The sequence below is a fragment of the Streptomyces sp. NBC_01439 genome (genome assembly GCF_036227605.1).
Lineage (GTDB): Bacteria > Actinomycetota > Actinomycetes > Streptomycetales > Streptomycetaceae > Streptomyces.
Genome location: NZ_CP109487.1, coordinates 8451847 through 8465147, shown reverse-complemented (window position 1 = coordinate 8465147; position 13301 = coordinate 8451847). Strand labels below are relative to the sequence as shown.

Annotated in this window: 10 protein-coding genes; 3 read left to right on the top strand and 7 right to left on the bottom strand. The window is 73.6% G+C overall.

Features of this window, described 5'->3' with window-relative positions; genetic code table 11:
• Positions 1-285: 285 nt before the first annotated feature.
• On the top strand, positions 286-2373 hold the full coding sequence (locus tag OG207_RS38485) for a serine hydrolase (protein WP_329105497.1): 2088 nt from the start codon (positions 286-288) through the stop codon (positions 2371-2373).
• A gap of 22 nt (positions 2374-2395) precedes the next feature.
• Here the strand turns inward: OG207_RS38485 and OG207_RS38480 are convergent, their stop codons facing one another.
• Together OG207_RS38480 and OG207_RS38475 are read right to left on the bottom strand one after the other, a co-directional pair.
• Positions 2396-2770, bottom strand: a complete 375-nt coding sequence (locus OG207_RS38480) for a VOC family protein (protein ID WP_329105495.1) — start codon at positions 2768-2770, stop codon at positions 2396-2398.
• A gap of 14 nt (positions 2771-2784) precedes the next feature.
• Positions 2785-3309: a hypothetical protein gene (locus OG207_RS38475; RefSeq protein WP_329105493.1), complete on the bottom strand. Its 525-nt coding sequence runs from the start codon at positions 3307-3309 to the stop codon at positions 2785-2787.
• A 161-nt stretch (positions 3310-3470) separates the two neighbouring features.
• Here OG207_RS38475 and OG207_RS38470 point away from each other — a divergent pair, with 161 nt between their 5' ends.
• On the top strand, positions 3471-4787 hold the full coding sequence (locus OG207_RS38470; RefSeq protein WP_329105491.1) for a GNAT family N-acetyltransferase: 1317 nt from the start codon (positions 3471-3473) through the stop codon (positions 4785-4787).
• An 80-nt stretch (positions 4788-4867) separates the two neighbouring features.
• On the opposite strand, the gene OG207_RS38465 is transcribed toward OG207_RS38470, so the two are convergent.
• Together OG207_RS38465 and OG207_RS38460 are read right to left on the bottom strand one after the other, a co-directional pair.
• Positions 4868-6286 (bottom strand): alpha/beta hydrolase family protein, encoded by a 1419-nt coding sequence (locus OG207_RS38465; RefSeq protein WP_329105489.1) that lies wholly within the window; start codon positions 6284-6286, stop codon positions 4868-4870.
• Positions 6287-6582: 296 nt separating this feature from the next.
• Positions 6583-7797, bottom strand: coding sequence for an IS110 family transposase (locus tag OG207_RS38460; RefSeq protein ID WP_329095776.1), 1215 nt, complete (start codon positions 7795-7797; stop codon positions 6583-6585).
• Positions 7798-8478: 681 nt separating this feature from the next.
• On the opposite strand from OG207_RS38460, the gene OG207_RS38455 reads away from it, so the two are divergent.
• Positions 8479-8928 carry a nitroreductase family deazaflavin-dependent oxidoreductase gene (locus OG207_RS38455; RefSeq protein WP_329105487.1) on the top strand — a complete coding sequence of 150 codons (450 nt, stop codon included), beginning with the start codon at positions 8479-8481 and terminating at the stop codon, positions 8926-8928.
• Positions 8929-8975: 47 nt separating this feature from the next.
• On the opposite strand, the gene OG207_RS38450 is transcribed toward OG207_RS38455, so the two are convergent.
• The 3 genes from OG207_RS38450 to OG207_RS38440 form a co-directional block, all read right to left on the bottom strand.
• Positions 8976-9383 carry a PPOX class F420-dependent oxidoreductase gene (locus tag OG207_RS38450; protein WP_329105484.1) on the bottom strand — a complete coding sequence of 136 codons (408 nt, stop codon included), beginning with the start codon at positions 9381-9383 and terminating at the stop codon, positions 8976-8978.
• Positions 9384-9624: 241 nt separating this feature from the next.
• On the bottom strand, positions 9625-11193 hold the full coding sequence (locus OG207_RS38445; RefSeq protein WP_329105482.1) for a phytoene desaturase family protein: 1569 nt from the start codon (positions 11191-11193) through the stop codon (positions 9625-9627).
• A complete protein-coding gene (locus tag OG207_RS38440) occupies positions 11190-13301 on the bottom strand; it encodes a serine/threonine-protein kinase (protein ID WP_329105480.1) in 2112 nt (703 codons plus the stop codon). Before OG207_RS38440 ends, OG207_RS38445 begins: the two co-directional genes overlap by 4 nt.

The window sequence follows — 13301 nt, the reverse complement described above, 5'->3', positions numbered from 1 at the left end:
GTGTCAGATTCTTTACGGGTCGGTCGGTGCGGAGGGTGCCCGGTGGGCGGGCAGATACCCACTACCGTGCGGATCGCCTGCGGCGCGCTCGGCGGATTCCGGGCTCCGGCCCGGGCGGCGGGCGCTCCGGAACCGCGGCCCCGACCGCGGCGCGGCTCGGCACGGCACGCGGCAGGACGGCACACCGTCGGCGACAGACGCGGGTGCGGACGGCGGGTACGGACGGCGGGCGCGGACGGCAGGTGCGGGCAGCGGGGTTCTGGTTGTGGACTAGGAGGGCCGGACATGGCAGCGGACACGGGGGCCGGGGCGGCGGCGGACATCGGCACGGCACGGCCGGACGGCCCCGGCCGTGAACAGCCGCGCGAGCCGCAGCACGGGCGGGACCGCGCAGGTGGCGGCAGCGGCGGACCGGCGGTCGGGCCCCGGCACGGCCGCGGGCCGGAGCCGGAGCCGGAGCCGGAGCGCGAGCAGCCGCCCGGTACGGGGCACGCGAACGGGGACGCATCGGAGGTCCCGCACCAACAGGACCGCGGGCGGCAGCCGGAGCGGGCACCCGGGCAGGGGCACGCGGGCGTGGACGAACCGGGCCGCGCGTTGACGCGGCGACGGCTCGGGGCGCGACTGCTCGCCCTGGGCGGGGTGCTCGTCCTGCACGCCGCGCTCCCCGGCTCCGCGGGTGCCGCGGGCGGCCCGGCCGAGCGGCGCGCGCTCCAGGGCCTGCGGCTGCGGTACGGATCCGCCCGCCAGGCCGGGTTGCTGGAGAAGCACCTGGAGGGGGTGGCGGACGAAGCCCGGCGCTTCCTGGGCCCCTCCCCCGAACACCCCTACTACGCGGGAGCGGTGGTCCTCGCCGGCCGGGGCCGCACCATCGCCCTGCACCGCGCCATGGGGTACGCCGTCCGGTACGCGGACTACGACGGACGGACCGACCGGGTCAGGGAGTTCCCGGCAGCCGAACGGATCGCGATGACCGAGGACACGGTCTTCGACCTGGCCTCGCTGACCAAGCTGTTCACCTCCGTCCTGGCGGTCCAGCAGATGGAGCGCGGGCGCCTGGAACTGGAGGCGCCGGTGTGCCGGTACCTGCCGGAGTTCACCGGGGGCGGCAAGGAGATCATCACGGTCCGTCAGCTGCTGACGCACACCTCGGGCTTGCGCTCCTGGGCGCCCTTCTACCAAGAAGCCACGCGGGAGGGGCGGCTGAGGCTCCTGTGGTCGGTCAGGCCGCAGGAGACCCCCGGCACCGTCTACCGGTACTCCGACCTCAACCTCATCGCGCTGCAACTGCTCCTGGAACGCATCACCGGTCGCGCCCTGGACGCCCTGCTCCGCGACGAGGTCACCGCTCCGCTCGGGATGCACCGCACGCGGTACAACCCGCCGCGCTCCTGGCGCCGGGTCATCGCCGCCACCGAGGTGCAGCGCCCGCCCTGGTCCGGCCTGGACCGCGGGCTGGTGTGGGGGGAGGTGCACGACGAGAACGCGTACGCGCTCGGCGGCGTCGCGGGCCACGCCGGGGTCTTCGGCACCGCCTGGGACCTGGCCGTCCTCGCCCGCGCCCTCCTCGACGGCGGGGTCTACGCGGGCAAGCGCATCCTGCGCCCCGCCTCGGTCGAGCTGCTCTTCACCGACTACAACACGGCCTTCCCCGGCGACGACCACGGTCTCGGCTTCGAGCTCTACCAGCACTGGTACATGGGCGCCATGGCCACCCCGCACTCCGCCGGTCACACCGGCTTCACCGGCACCTCCCTGGTCCTGGACCCCTCCACCGACTCGTTCCTCGTCCTGCTCGGCAACTCCGTCCACCCCGTGCGGACCTGGCGGGCCGGTAGCGCGCCCCGGGTCGCGGTCGGCAACCGCTTCGCCCGCGCCGTTCCGGTCCGCACCCGGCACGGCGGCGCGGCCTGGTTCTCCGGCATCCGGGCGGGCGCCTCGGGCACCCTCACGTTGCCGCCGCTCCGCCCGGCCACGGCCGCCGCCCGGCTGCGCTGCGCCGTGTGGTGGGACACCGTGCCCGGCGAGGGCGCCCTGCACCTGGAGGCCTCCGCCGACGGGGAACATTGGGAGGCGCTGCCCTTCAGCACGCTGCGGTCCACCGGTGGCACACCCGAGCAGTGGCCGCGGGGCTCCGTGAGCGGCTGGTCGGGCCGCGTCTGGCACCGTCTCGAAGCCCCCCTCACGGCCGCCTGGGCCGGGCGCGAGGTACGGCTGCGCTTGCGCCACACCGCGACCGGCCGCTACGTGGGGCGCGGGGCCTACGTGGACGTGGTCCGCGTGGCGGAACCGGGCCGCCTGCTCTTCGCGGAGGACCGCCCCGCCGACGCCGACCGCATCGAGGCCATCGGCTGGACCCGGTCGGCGGACTGACCTCGCCCACCGCCGCCGCGGCTCAGTCCCGTACGAGGCAGAAGGGATGCCCCGCCGGGTCCGCGTAGATCCGCCAGCCGCGCCCGTCCGAGCCGTCGAGCAGCGTCCCACCGGCCGCCAGCACCTCCTCCTGTGCCCGGTCCAGGTCCGGGACGCCGAGGTCCAGGTGGAACTGCTGGGGGCGGGTGGGGTCGGGCCAGCGCGGCGGCACATGGTCCAGGGCCTGCTGGAAGGCGAGGACCGGGCCCGAGGGAGTGTGGAGCGTCGCCCAGCTCTCGTCGAGCGCCCAGCGACGGTCCGGCTGGTTGACGTTCCCGCCCAGCAGGGACCGGTAGAACTCGGCGAGCGACTGCGGCTCGGGACAGTCGAGGACCACGCATTGCAGTTCGGCGATCATGGCCGGATCCTAGGTCACGGCCGCAGCGGGGCGCCTCGTCGATCGGGACGGATCAGGGGCCGCCGAGCGGCACCGGCCGGCCAGACGACCTCCACCGGCGTCCCCTGTGCGCGGGCCATCGCCACGGCGTCGCCCGTCCCGCCCTGCCGGCCGCCCGGAGCGCCGTCCCAGACCGCGACCAGGAGCTCGGCCCGGCCGAGCAGCAGTCGGTTGGCGGCGGCGTAGGCAACAGCACCCGCCCTTCGGTACGGCATGACCTTGACCTCGGCGGCTGCTCGCAGGAGGCGGTCGAATGCGGCGGCCTGCGGTCCGTCCGGCACGCGTGCGCGGTAGTCGGCCGAGGGGAGCACCGCCACCAGCCGCCCGCCCCGCGCGAGGACGGCGTCCGCGAAGACCGTGTCCGCGCCGGCGGCCAGGCACGAGATTCCGGTGAGCTCCGCGGCCGGGTAGCGGGCGAGCAGCGGGGCCAGCGCCCCTGCGATCAGGGGGAGGCTCGCCCCGGTGAGGTTCGCGTGGCCGGTCACCGCAATGGTCGCCATGGCACCCCTGCTCCACATCGAAGGACCGTCGTCGAGGCCGCCGAGCGGCGACGCCCCCATCATGCGGGGTCGGGACGGCCCCGGCCGCGGAACGGGCCCTCGGGAGGCATTCGAACGGACGCGCGAGCCCGGAGCGGATATTCCGTTGCAAGATCGAGAAGGTGACGGATGCAATGTCGGGCATGGTGACCGAGATCCGCCCGCCGCGACACGATGAGATGACGCCGTACTACCGGGCACTACCGTTCACGAACGGATTGCCGAGCTGGGAACCCGCGGATGCCGCGTGGCACGGCGGCCCGGAGCCCTGGCCCCCGCAGAACGCGCCTGCGAGCGCGGACCAGCTCGAGAAGTACGCCGCGGCCGACATCGAGGACGGGTCCTTCCACCCGATCGCGACGTTCGTCGACGGCCGGTGCGTCGGCGCGTCCGGCGCCATCTCCTTCGAGGTGACGGTTCCCGGTGGCGGAAGGACACGCATGGCCGGCGTCACTTCCACCGGGGTGATCGCAACGCACCGCCGGCGCGGGTACCTGCGGCAGATGATGCAGGCCATGTTCGACGCGGCCCTGGAGCGGGGCGAGCCGCTCGCGATGCTCAGCGCGAGCGAGGGCGGCATCTACGGGCGGTTCGGCTTCTCGCCCGCGACCTACCGCACCCGGTGGGAGCTGGCCCGTCACGAAGCCGCCCTCCTTCCGGCGGAGCCAGATCCCGGATCGCTGGAGCTGGTCGAAGCCGCACGGGCGAAGGAGGCCTGGCCCCGGGTGCACGCGCAGGTGCGGGCCCACCGCGTCGGAGAACTCGGGCCTCTCCCCGGACAGTGGGACGGGCTGTCCGACGAAGCGGACGGCACGAACGGGCCACTGCGCTACCTCACCCACCGCGACCAGCACGGCGAGGTGGACGGCATCGCCAACTTCCGACTGCCGTGGTCACGGACCACGGACCACGCCGGAAGCCTCGTGGTGGAAGCCCTGGAGGCGACGAACCCGGTGGCCTACCGTGCCCTGTGGGGACTACTGATCGACTTCGACCTCACCAAGACCGTCGTGGCGGCCGCCCGTCCGCGCGACGAACCCCTGCGGTGGATGCTCAGGAACCCGCGGGCGATGCGCATCACCCGCCAGAGCGAAAACCTCTGGGCGCGCCTCCTCGACGTCCCCCGCGCCCTGACGCAACGCTCGTACCCGACGCCCGGCGAGCTGAGGTTCACGATCGGCGACGACCGGATGTGCCGGGCGAACAACGGAACGTGGCACCTGAAAGCGGACGGCCCCGTGGCGACGTGCGTTCCCACCGACGAGGCGGCGGACCTGACCATCACCCTCGCAGCGCTCAGCTCGCTTTACTTCGGGGGCATGTCGGCGCACCACCTGGCGTATGCGGGCCACATCACTGCGCACACCGACGGTGCGATCGGGCAGCTGGCCCGGATGTTCTGGACCGACCCGGAACCGCACAACTCCTTCGGCTTCTGACGAGATGGTGCGCGTCGGGTGCCGGCTCCGCCGTCCCGGCCGGCCCGCACTCACGGCCGGCCCGGAGTGCGGGCCGGCCGTCAGCGGTTCAGGAGCGTCTTCTGGAGCCAGTCGAAGACGACCTCGCAGTGCAGCTGCGGGGCCATGGGGGAACAGTGCAGCTGGGCGCCCTGGGCCGCCGTCAGTTTCAGGTAGTCCTTCGGCGAGGTGAGGGCGTCGTACATGCGGCGCGGCTGGCCGGGGTAGAACTGCTCGCCCTCGTAGTCCAGCACCAGGGTGGGGGCCTTGATGCGGCCGACGACATCGGTGATCGACAGCGCCTGGATCCGGGTGGCGGGGGTGTAGAAGTCGGTGAACAGCTTTCCCCTGCGGGCTTCGAGCATCGCGGGGATGGAGAACGGCTCGAAGCGCTTCTTCATCACGTCGGCCGCGTCCGGAGGCAGTTCGGGGACCACCTCCTTGTTCCAGATGTCGTTCGTCTCCTGCTTGTCCGGAGTGAGGATCTTCCGGATCTCCGGCGGGAAGCCCAGCCACGGCTCCACGCAGCCCGGCATGGCCACCAGTGCGGCGATCCGGGTCTCGAAGGCCGCCGCCCTCGGGGCGAGGTCCCCCGCCATGCTCAGACCCGTGAGGGCGATCTTGTCCGGGTCCACGTCGGAGCGGGCGGTCAGCCAGTCGACGAGGGGCGTGACGACCTTCTCCCAGGTGGGCGTGAAGACGACCTGGTCCACGAAGAGCAGCTGCCCCTGGCCCGGCCCGTCGTAGACGAGCGCGTTCCAGCCCCGGTCGAGCGCGGCGGGGACCCCGTAGGTCCACATGTCCACGTTCTGGCCGTCGCTGCCGTTGGTCAGGATCACCGTCGGGCGCGGGGTGCCGGAGGTGTCGGGGCGGAAGAACCACACCGGCAGCGGCGTGGCGCCGTAGGGCACGTTCGCCTTCACCGGGGCGGGCTCGCACAGGCCGCAGAAGGTGTCCCAGGCCCCGCGCCCCGCCTTGTACAGCGCCTCCTCGCTGGCTGGGTCGTCCGAGCCGAGGACGAAGAACAGCGCCTGCCCGTAGTACTGGGCGGCGCGCAGCGCCCGGAACCGCTTGGTCTGGCCGTCGGCCGGGGCACCCGGGGGTGCCTCCAGGAGCTGGTCGCCGAGTGCGCGGAAGGTCTGCACGTACGTCTGCGCGGTCAGCCCGGCGTCGTTAATCGTGTTCACGGCCGTGAGGACCTCGCCGACTTCGGCTGCGCCGGCGCCCGAGCCACCGAGCGCGAGGAGTCCGTTGAAGTTGTACGCCGGGTCCTTGAAGAGCGTCATCGCGCCCGGGGTGAGGCCGCCCGCGGCCGCTGTGGTCGCGGCTGCGGTGGGCGGGGCCGAGCCGCTGGACGCTGCCGCCGGAGCGCCCGGGGCGCCGCCGCGGGTGCAACCCGCCGCGAGGGCGGCGCCCGCCCCTGCGGTGAGCAGGGCACGACGGGTGGGGCCGGGGCGGCGATCACCGGATATGTGGTTCATGCCATCGGAACGTAGCCCCGATCCGGAGCGGCGGCCTCCGATCCCGTCCGGAGCGGACGGCGCCGGGCACCCGGCCCGGTTCCAGGCCGGCCGGGAACCGGCAGGTCGCGGGCCCCCGCCCGGGCCTGTCGGCGCGGGCTTCCGGACACCGCCCGGCTTGCGCCGGTCGGGGGACGTGGGCCCCGACCGGCCGGGGGGGGGGGAAGGCCGATCGGGGCGGGCCCCGGACGGCCGGGGGGGTGTCTCTATGTCCTTCGTCAAGGACGTGGTGCCGGGTATGCGGGCGTTTGGGGTGGTCATGCGGCGAGGGTGATGGTGGGGGTTCTGGACTCGTAGAAGGTGCCGTCCCGGAGCATGGCGAACAGGACGCTGATGCGTTGGCGGGCGAGCCGGAGGAGGGCTTGGGTGTGTGTTTTGCCGCGGGCCCTTTGCCGGTCGTAGTAGGCGCGTGAGGCGGGGTCGGCGTTCATGCAGGCGAAGGCGGAGAGGAACATGGCGCGTTTGAGCTGCCGGTTTCCGCCTCGTGGCGCGTGTTCGCCGTGGATCGAGGTCCCCGAGGATCTGGTTGTCGGGGCGAGGCCGGCGTAGGAGGCGAGGTGGGCAGCGGTGGGGAAGCTGGTGCCGTCGCCGACGGTGACCAGCAGGACGGCGGCGGTCCTGACGCCGACTCCGGGCATCGAGGTCAGGACCTGGTGAAGAGGGTGGGCCTCCAGCAGGGTGCTGATCTGCGCCTCCAGGGCCCGGCGCTGGTCGTGGACCGCGGAGAGGGAGGCGGCCAGGGACGGGATCACGATGTCGAGAGTGCCGGTTCCCGGGACCACGACGGTCTGCTCGTCGAGAGCGTCGAAGACCTCGTCGATCAGCCGCGCGGCCATCCGCGGGGCCTTGGGCCGGATCACCTCGACGAGTCTGCGGCGGCCGGCCTTGCGCAGGGCGGCGGGGGATCCGTATCGCTCGAGGAGCCAGGTGACGGCGGGGTGGTCCAGCCGGGGCCCGAGCACGCGCTCGAGGCTCGGGTGGAACTGGGTGAGCAGGCCGCGTATCCGGTTGCTGGTGCGGGTGGCCTCGGCGGCGAGGTCCTGGTCGAAGCCGGTCAGCACCGTGAGCTCGGCGGTGATCTCGTCGGTCAGCTCCAGCGAACGCAGGGTGTGAGGCATCGTCCGGGCGGCGTCCGCGATGACCGCCGCGTCCTTCGCGTCGGTTTTCGCCTCGCCCGGGTAGAGGTCGGCGATCCGCCGCATGGCGAGTCCGGGCAGGTAGGCGACCTCGCAGCCCGCGTCCCGGGCGACGGTCAGGGGCAGAGCGCCGATCGAGGCGGGCTGGTCGACGATGACCAGGACGGTGCCGAACTTGGCCTTGAGTTTGTCGAAGACGGCCCGCAGCCTGGGTTCGCTGTTGGGCATGGGCTTGTCGAAAACCTTCTTCCCGGCCGGGGTGAGCCCGTGGCCGTGGTGGGCGGTCTTGCCGACGTCCATCCCGAGGAAGACGCCCACGCCTTCGATGTCGAACATCGCACCCTCTCAGGGTCGTTGACCAGGCCGGCCTCGGCAACGGCACCGTGCTCGCGCATCCACGTTATGCAGACCTGCCGCCCACGTCGCTGCCCGGCATTGCGCCGGACCGGGCGGTGGCCGGGTCTCTCATCAGCGTCTGTGACGGCACCCCACGGGCCCGGCGACACCACCCCCCAGGTCATTCGTCCGACAGAGGGGACACAGTCATACCGGGCCCGGAGGCCAGCGGCCCCATTGCAGGACCGCGAAAAACATAACGGGGGGAGGCCGACCGGGGCGTACCGGGCGGGGGCATCAGCCCCTGCCCGGACCCACACATGGATGAACGGTCAACCACCACGGGAAGTTCCCGATCAGGCCCCGGTGCCGAGCTCGCCATCCCCTCCCGGCCCGGAACGTCCTACGCTGGAGAGCGGCGGCCGAACCGGCGAGCGGCCCGCGGCCGCCCCCCGTGGGCACCTGCCCCTCCCCCACTGCGCAGGTGCCCACCACGGTGACGGCGCGGTCCTCGGCCGTCTCCTCGCCGCCCCCGGCCCCCGAACCGGGTCGCACACCGGGCCGGGATGGCGCTGTTCGAGGGATTCGCGCTGGCCCACGGAATGGACACCGTGCCTGCGGGCGTTGCCGCTCGTTGGTGAGGTTCGCTGACCGTTCCGACGCAGAGGCAGGCGGAGTCACATGACGACCGACATCGACTGGGACCACCCGACCGACCCCAGGGAGGGATCCTGGCAGCTGGACCACGTCAAGCTGTACGTGGGCTCGGGCGGCTCCGAAGGCCAGTACTGGAACGGCACCCAGACCCTGCTGCTCACCACCCTGGGCCGGGTGTCCGGCAAGCCCGTGCGGACCCCGCTCATCTACGGCGAGGCCGAAGGCGCCTACCTGGTCGTCGCCTCCAAGGGCGGCGACCCCGCGCACCCGCTGTGGTACCGGAACCTCTCCGAGCACCCCGCGGTCCGCATCCAGGTCGGCCCGAAGACCATGCAGGGCACGGCCCGCACCGCCACCTCCGAGGAACGCGCCGCGTACTGGCCGGTGATGGTCGGGCACTGGCCCGCGTACGACGAGTACCAGGCCAAGACGGATCGCGAGATCCCGATCGTCGTCATCGAACCCACCGGATGACGACGGGCCGGCGGGAGCCCGCCTCCCGCCGGCCGGTCCGGCCTTCGTCAGATCGAGCCGACCACCTTGCGCGGGCTGACACGGACGACGACGCGTTCGGCGTCGTCCTTCGACGCCGGGTTGAAGTCCGCGTAGTCCTGGCCCGTGTACTTGCGCGACAGCTCGTTGATCAGCTCCTGCCCGCCCTCGGTGGTCAGTTCGGCGGTGCCGCGGACCTCGGCGTAGGTGTAGGGCGCGTCCGCCGGGTTGATCATGACCGTGACCCGCGGGTCCGCGCGCAGGTTCTTCTCCTTGCGGCGGCCGACCGTCGTGGAGACGAGCAGGTCGTCGCCGTCCCGGGTGAGCCAGGTGACCGACAGCTGCGGGCTGCCGTCCGGCTGGATCGTGGCCACGGTGGCGAAGACCGGGCTGTCGTCGATGAGCTTCTTCAGGTCGTCGGAGAGTTCGGCGGACACGGAGCGGTTCCTTCCCTCGGCTGACTGCCGTCCCCGGGCCGATTGGCCTCGAAGGGGACCAGCAACGGACAGCCTGCAAAACCGCCACCGTCCCGGGCAAGTTCCGTCGCCCCGTGCCGCACCGCGCGCCGTGGCCCCGGACACCCCCGATTCCGGGTCGTGACCGGGCCGCGCACCCGGCCCGCCGACCGGGCGGGGCCCCCATGATCCACCCGTCCGGCCTAGTCCGGCCTGGTCCGGCCTAGTGCCCGAGTACCGCCATTGCCGCGTTGTGTCCGGGGACCCCGCTGACTCCGCCGCCGCGGACCGCGCCCGCCCCGCACAGCAGGACGTTGCGGTGCGCGGTCTCCACGCCCCACCGGCCGCCCGGATCGGCGTAGGGCCAGGACAGGTCCCGGTGGAAGATGTGGCCGCCGGGCAGCCGCAGTTCGCGCTCCAGGTCCTGCGGGGTCTTCGCCTCGATGCACGGGCGTCCGTCCGCGTCGAAGGCGAGGCAGTCGGTGAGCGGTTCGGCCAGGTGCGCATCGAGCTGCGCGAGGGTGGCCGTCAGCAGGACCTCGCGGGCCTGCTGGTTGTCGTGCTCGAACAGCCGGGCCGGAGCGTGCAGGCCGAAGAGGGTGAGGGTCTGGTAGCCCTGCTCCACCAGTTCCGGGCCGAGGATCGTCGGGTCGGTCAGGGAGTGGCAGTAGATCTCCGAGGGCGGTACGGAGGGCAGTTCGCCGGAGGCGGCCTCCGCGTAGGCCCGGGCCAGCTCGGCATAGCCCTCGGCGATGTGGAAGGTGCCGCCGAAGGCCTCGCCCGGGTCGACCGAGGTGTCCCGCAGCCGGGGCAGTCGGCGCAGCAGCATGTTGACCTTGAGCTGGGCGCCCTCGGGGGCCGGCGCCGCGCCCTCCGGCGGGGCTTCGCCGAGGAGTTCGGCCAGGGCCCGCGGCGAGGCGTTCACCAGGACCGTGCGGCCGACGACCCGGCCCTCCCCGGTCGCCGTGCGGAACACCACCTCGGCCGGGGCGACCCCGTCCGTGTCGATCCGCAGCACCTCGTGGCCGGTCGCGATCTCGGCGCCGGCCGCCCGGGCCGCCGCCGCGAGGGCGTCCGTCAGCGCGCCCATGCCGCCCACGGGCACGTCCCAGTCACCGGTCCCGCCGCCGATGACGTGGTAGAGGAAGCAGCGGTTCTGCGCGAGGGAGGGGTCGTGCGCGTCCGCGAAGGTGCCGATCAACCCGTCCGTCAGGACCACCCCGCGGACCAGGTCGTCGGCGAAGTTCCGCTCCACGGCCTGCCCGAGGGGCTCCTCGAAGAGCATCCGCCAGGCGGCCTCGTCGTCGATCCGGGCGCGCAGCTCCGCCCGCGTGGGCAGGGGCTCGGTCAGGGTCGGGAACACCTTCTCGGCGACCCGCCCGGTGGTGCCGTAGAAGGCGCGCCAGCTCTCGTACTCCCGGTCCGAGCCGGTCAGCCGCGCGAAGGACTCCCGGGTGCGCTGTTCTCCGCCGCCGACGAGCAGTCCGCCGGGGCGCCCGCCCCGCTCGGTGGGCGTGTACGAGGAGATCGTGCGGCGGCGTACCTCGAACCGCAGGTCCAGGTCGCGCACGATCTTCGACGGGAGCAGGGAGACGAGGTACGAGTAGCGCGAGAGCCTGGCGTCGACGCCCACGAAGGGGCGGCTGGAGATCGCCGCCCCGCCCGTGTTGCCGAGCCGCTCCAGGACCAGCACCGAGCGGCCCGCCCGCGCCAGGTACGCGGCGGCCACCAGGCCGTTGTGCCCACCGCCCACGATCACGTCGTCGTACACGTCCCGCCCGAAGGTCGTCATGGCTCTTGGTAGCACACCTGGCCGAGCCGCTCCAGACAGTGGGCCTCGTCGGCGTGGGCCAGGACCGTGTCGGGATGTTCGTCGCCGAGGGACCGCTCGCGGATGCCGGAGAGGTCCCGGTAGATGGGCAGCGCCTCGTCCCAGCGGCCCAGCCTGCCCAGCCCTCCGGCCAGTTCCCGGCGGCTGACCAGGGTGTCCGGGTGCTCGGGCCCGAGCACCTCGGCGCGCAGGGCGCCCACCTGGCGCGCCTCGGCCACCGCTTCCGCCCAGCGCTCCAGCCGGCCCAGGTTGACCCCGAGGACGTGCCGGGCGCGCAGCGTCTCGGGGTCGGTGACCCCGTAGGCGCGGGTGCGGTCGCGGACCAGGCCCCGGAACAGGTCGAGGGCCTGTTGCGTGCGGCCGGTGCGGCCGAGCGCGATGCCGACCTCGTAGCGGGCGGCCAGGGTGTCGGGGTGGTCGGGGCCGAGCACCCGCTCCCGTACGACGCCGACCTCGTGGAAGGCGACCAGGGCCTCCTGCCAGCGCTCCAGGCGACCGAGCGCGTACGCCGCCTCGTAGCGGGTCAGCAAGGTGTCCGCGTGCTCGGCGCCCAGGACGGCGGCCCGGTCGGCGGCGACCCCGGCCGCGGTGGCGTGGGCGTCCGCGTACCGGCCCAGCGCACCGAGCGCGCAGGCCAGGTTGTGCCGGCAGCGCAGGGTGTCGGGGTGGAGCGGGCCCATGGTCCGCTCGCGGGCGACGAGCACCGCGCGGTAGACGTCGTGCGCCTCCTGGTTGCGCCCGAGCCGACCCAGCTCGTAGGCGGTCTCCTGGCGCGCCGCGAGGGTGTCGGCGTGGTCCGCGCCGAGTACCCGCGTGCGCCCCTCGGCCACGGCCGTGTACCCGGCGAGGGCCTCGTCGGGCCGGCCGGCGCGGCTGAGGGCGTACGCGCGCGCGTGGCCGGCGGCGAGCGCGTCGGGGCCGTTGCCCCGCGGGCCGGCGGGGCGCGGGAACCCGTACGCGGCGGTGAGCCGCGGGTCCTCTTCGGCCGCGGGACGGATGATGGTGGTGGTGCCGGGGTGGACCGGGGGGTACGCGCCGCGCGGGCGCGGCACCGGCTGCCGGCCCGCGGGGCGCGCGGCCGTCCAGGCTCCGGTGAGCACGGCCCACTCGCCGCTCGCCGGCCGGGCGTCGATCCCGGCCTTGCGGCCGGCGGTCATGCCGCGGGCCCAGGGCGGGAGCGGGGCCTGGGCGCCGGGCAACCCGCCCGGTCCCAGCCGTGCCTCGACCAGCCGGTGGTGCACGTGGCGGGCGTCGCCCGGCCGGTCCTCCGGGCGCTTGGCGAGCAGGTCCAGGACCACTTCGTCGAAGTATCCGGGCAGCTCGGGGCGGTGCTCGCGCAGCGGTACGGGGGCGTTGTCGCGGTGGCCGACCAGCACCGACCAGGAGTCGCCCAGGTCGAAGGGCGGGGCGCCGGTGGCGATCTCGTACAGGACGCAGCCGAAGGAGTAGAGGTCGCTGCGGTGGTCGACCTCGCCGCCCGCGATCTGTTCGGGCGACATGTAGTGCGGGGTTCCCATGGCCATGCTGCCGCCGGTGAGCTTGGCGGTGAAGCCGATGTCGTGGGCGAGGCGGGCAATGCCGAAGTCGCAGATCTTCACGGTGCCGTCGGTGAGCCGCATGATGTTGGCGGGCTTCAGGTCCCGGTGGACGACGCCCTGGTCATGGGTGTAGCCGAGGGCGGCGGCCATCTGCTCCGCGATGTCGACGACCACGTCCACGGGGAGCGGGCGCGCGTCGTTGTCCTCCAGGAGCTGGCTGAGGTTGCGGCCCTCGAGGAGTTCCATGACGAGGTAGAGCGGGCCGCCGGCGGCGCTGTCGTCGCCGAAGTCGTGGACGACGGTGACCCCGCGGTGCTGGAGGGACGCGGCCACGCGCGCCTCGCGCCGGAACCGCTCGCGGAGCACCTGGGTGAAGTGGGCGTCCTGCTCGGCGCCGATCGGCTTGAGGCACTTCACGGCGACCTGCCGGCCCAGCGACTCGTCCCGGGCGCGCCACACCTCGCCCATGCCGCCGCGCCCGATCAGATCGAGCGACCGGTAACGGCCCTGGATCAGTCTGGACTCCGCCAT

What these genes read in the sequence shown, in the direction of transcription:
- OG207_RS38480 (WP_329105495.1), bottom strand. Translation starts at nt 2,770, where the DNA reads ATGATCGCCGAACTGCAATGCGTGGTCCTCGACTGTCCCGAGCCGCAG.
- OG207_RS38460 (WP_329095776.1), bottom strand. Translation starts at nt 7,797, where the DNA reads ATGTTCGACATCGAAGGCGTGGGCGTCTTCCTCGGGATGGACGTCGGC.
- OG207_RS38445 (WP_329105482.1), bottom strand. Translation starts at nt 11,193, where the DNA reads ATGACGACCTTCGGGCGGGACGTGTACGACGACGTGATCGTGGGCGGT.
- OG207_RS38475 (WP_329105493.1), bottom strand. Translation starts at nt 3,309, where the DNA reads ATGGCGACCATTGCGGTGACCGGCCACGCGAACCTCACCGGGGCGAGC.
- OG207_RS38485 (WP_329105497.1), top strand. Translation starts at nt 286, where the DNA reads ATGGCAGCGGACACGGGGGCCGGGGCGGCGGCGGACATCGGCACGGCA.
- OG207_RS38455 (WP_329105487.1), top strand. Translation starts at nt 8,479, where the DNA reads ATGACGACCGACATCGACTGGGACCACCCGACCGACCCCAGGGAGGGA.
- OG207_RS38465 (WP_329105489.1), bottom strand. Translation starts at nt 6,286, where the DNA reads ATGAACCACATATCCGGTGATCGCCGCCCCGGCCCCACCCGTCGTGCC.
- OG207_RS38440 (WP_329105480.1), bottom strand. Translation starts at nt 13,301, where the DNA reads ATGGCGGAGTCCAGACTGATCCAGGGCCGTTACCGGTCGCTCGATCTG.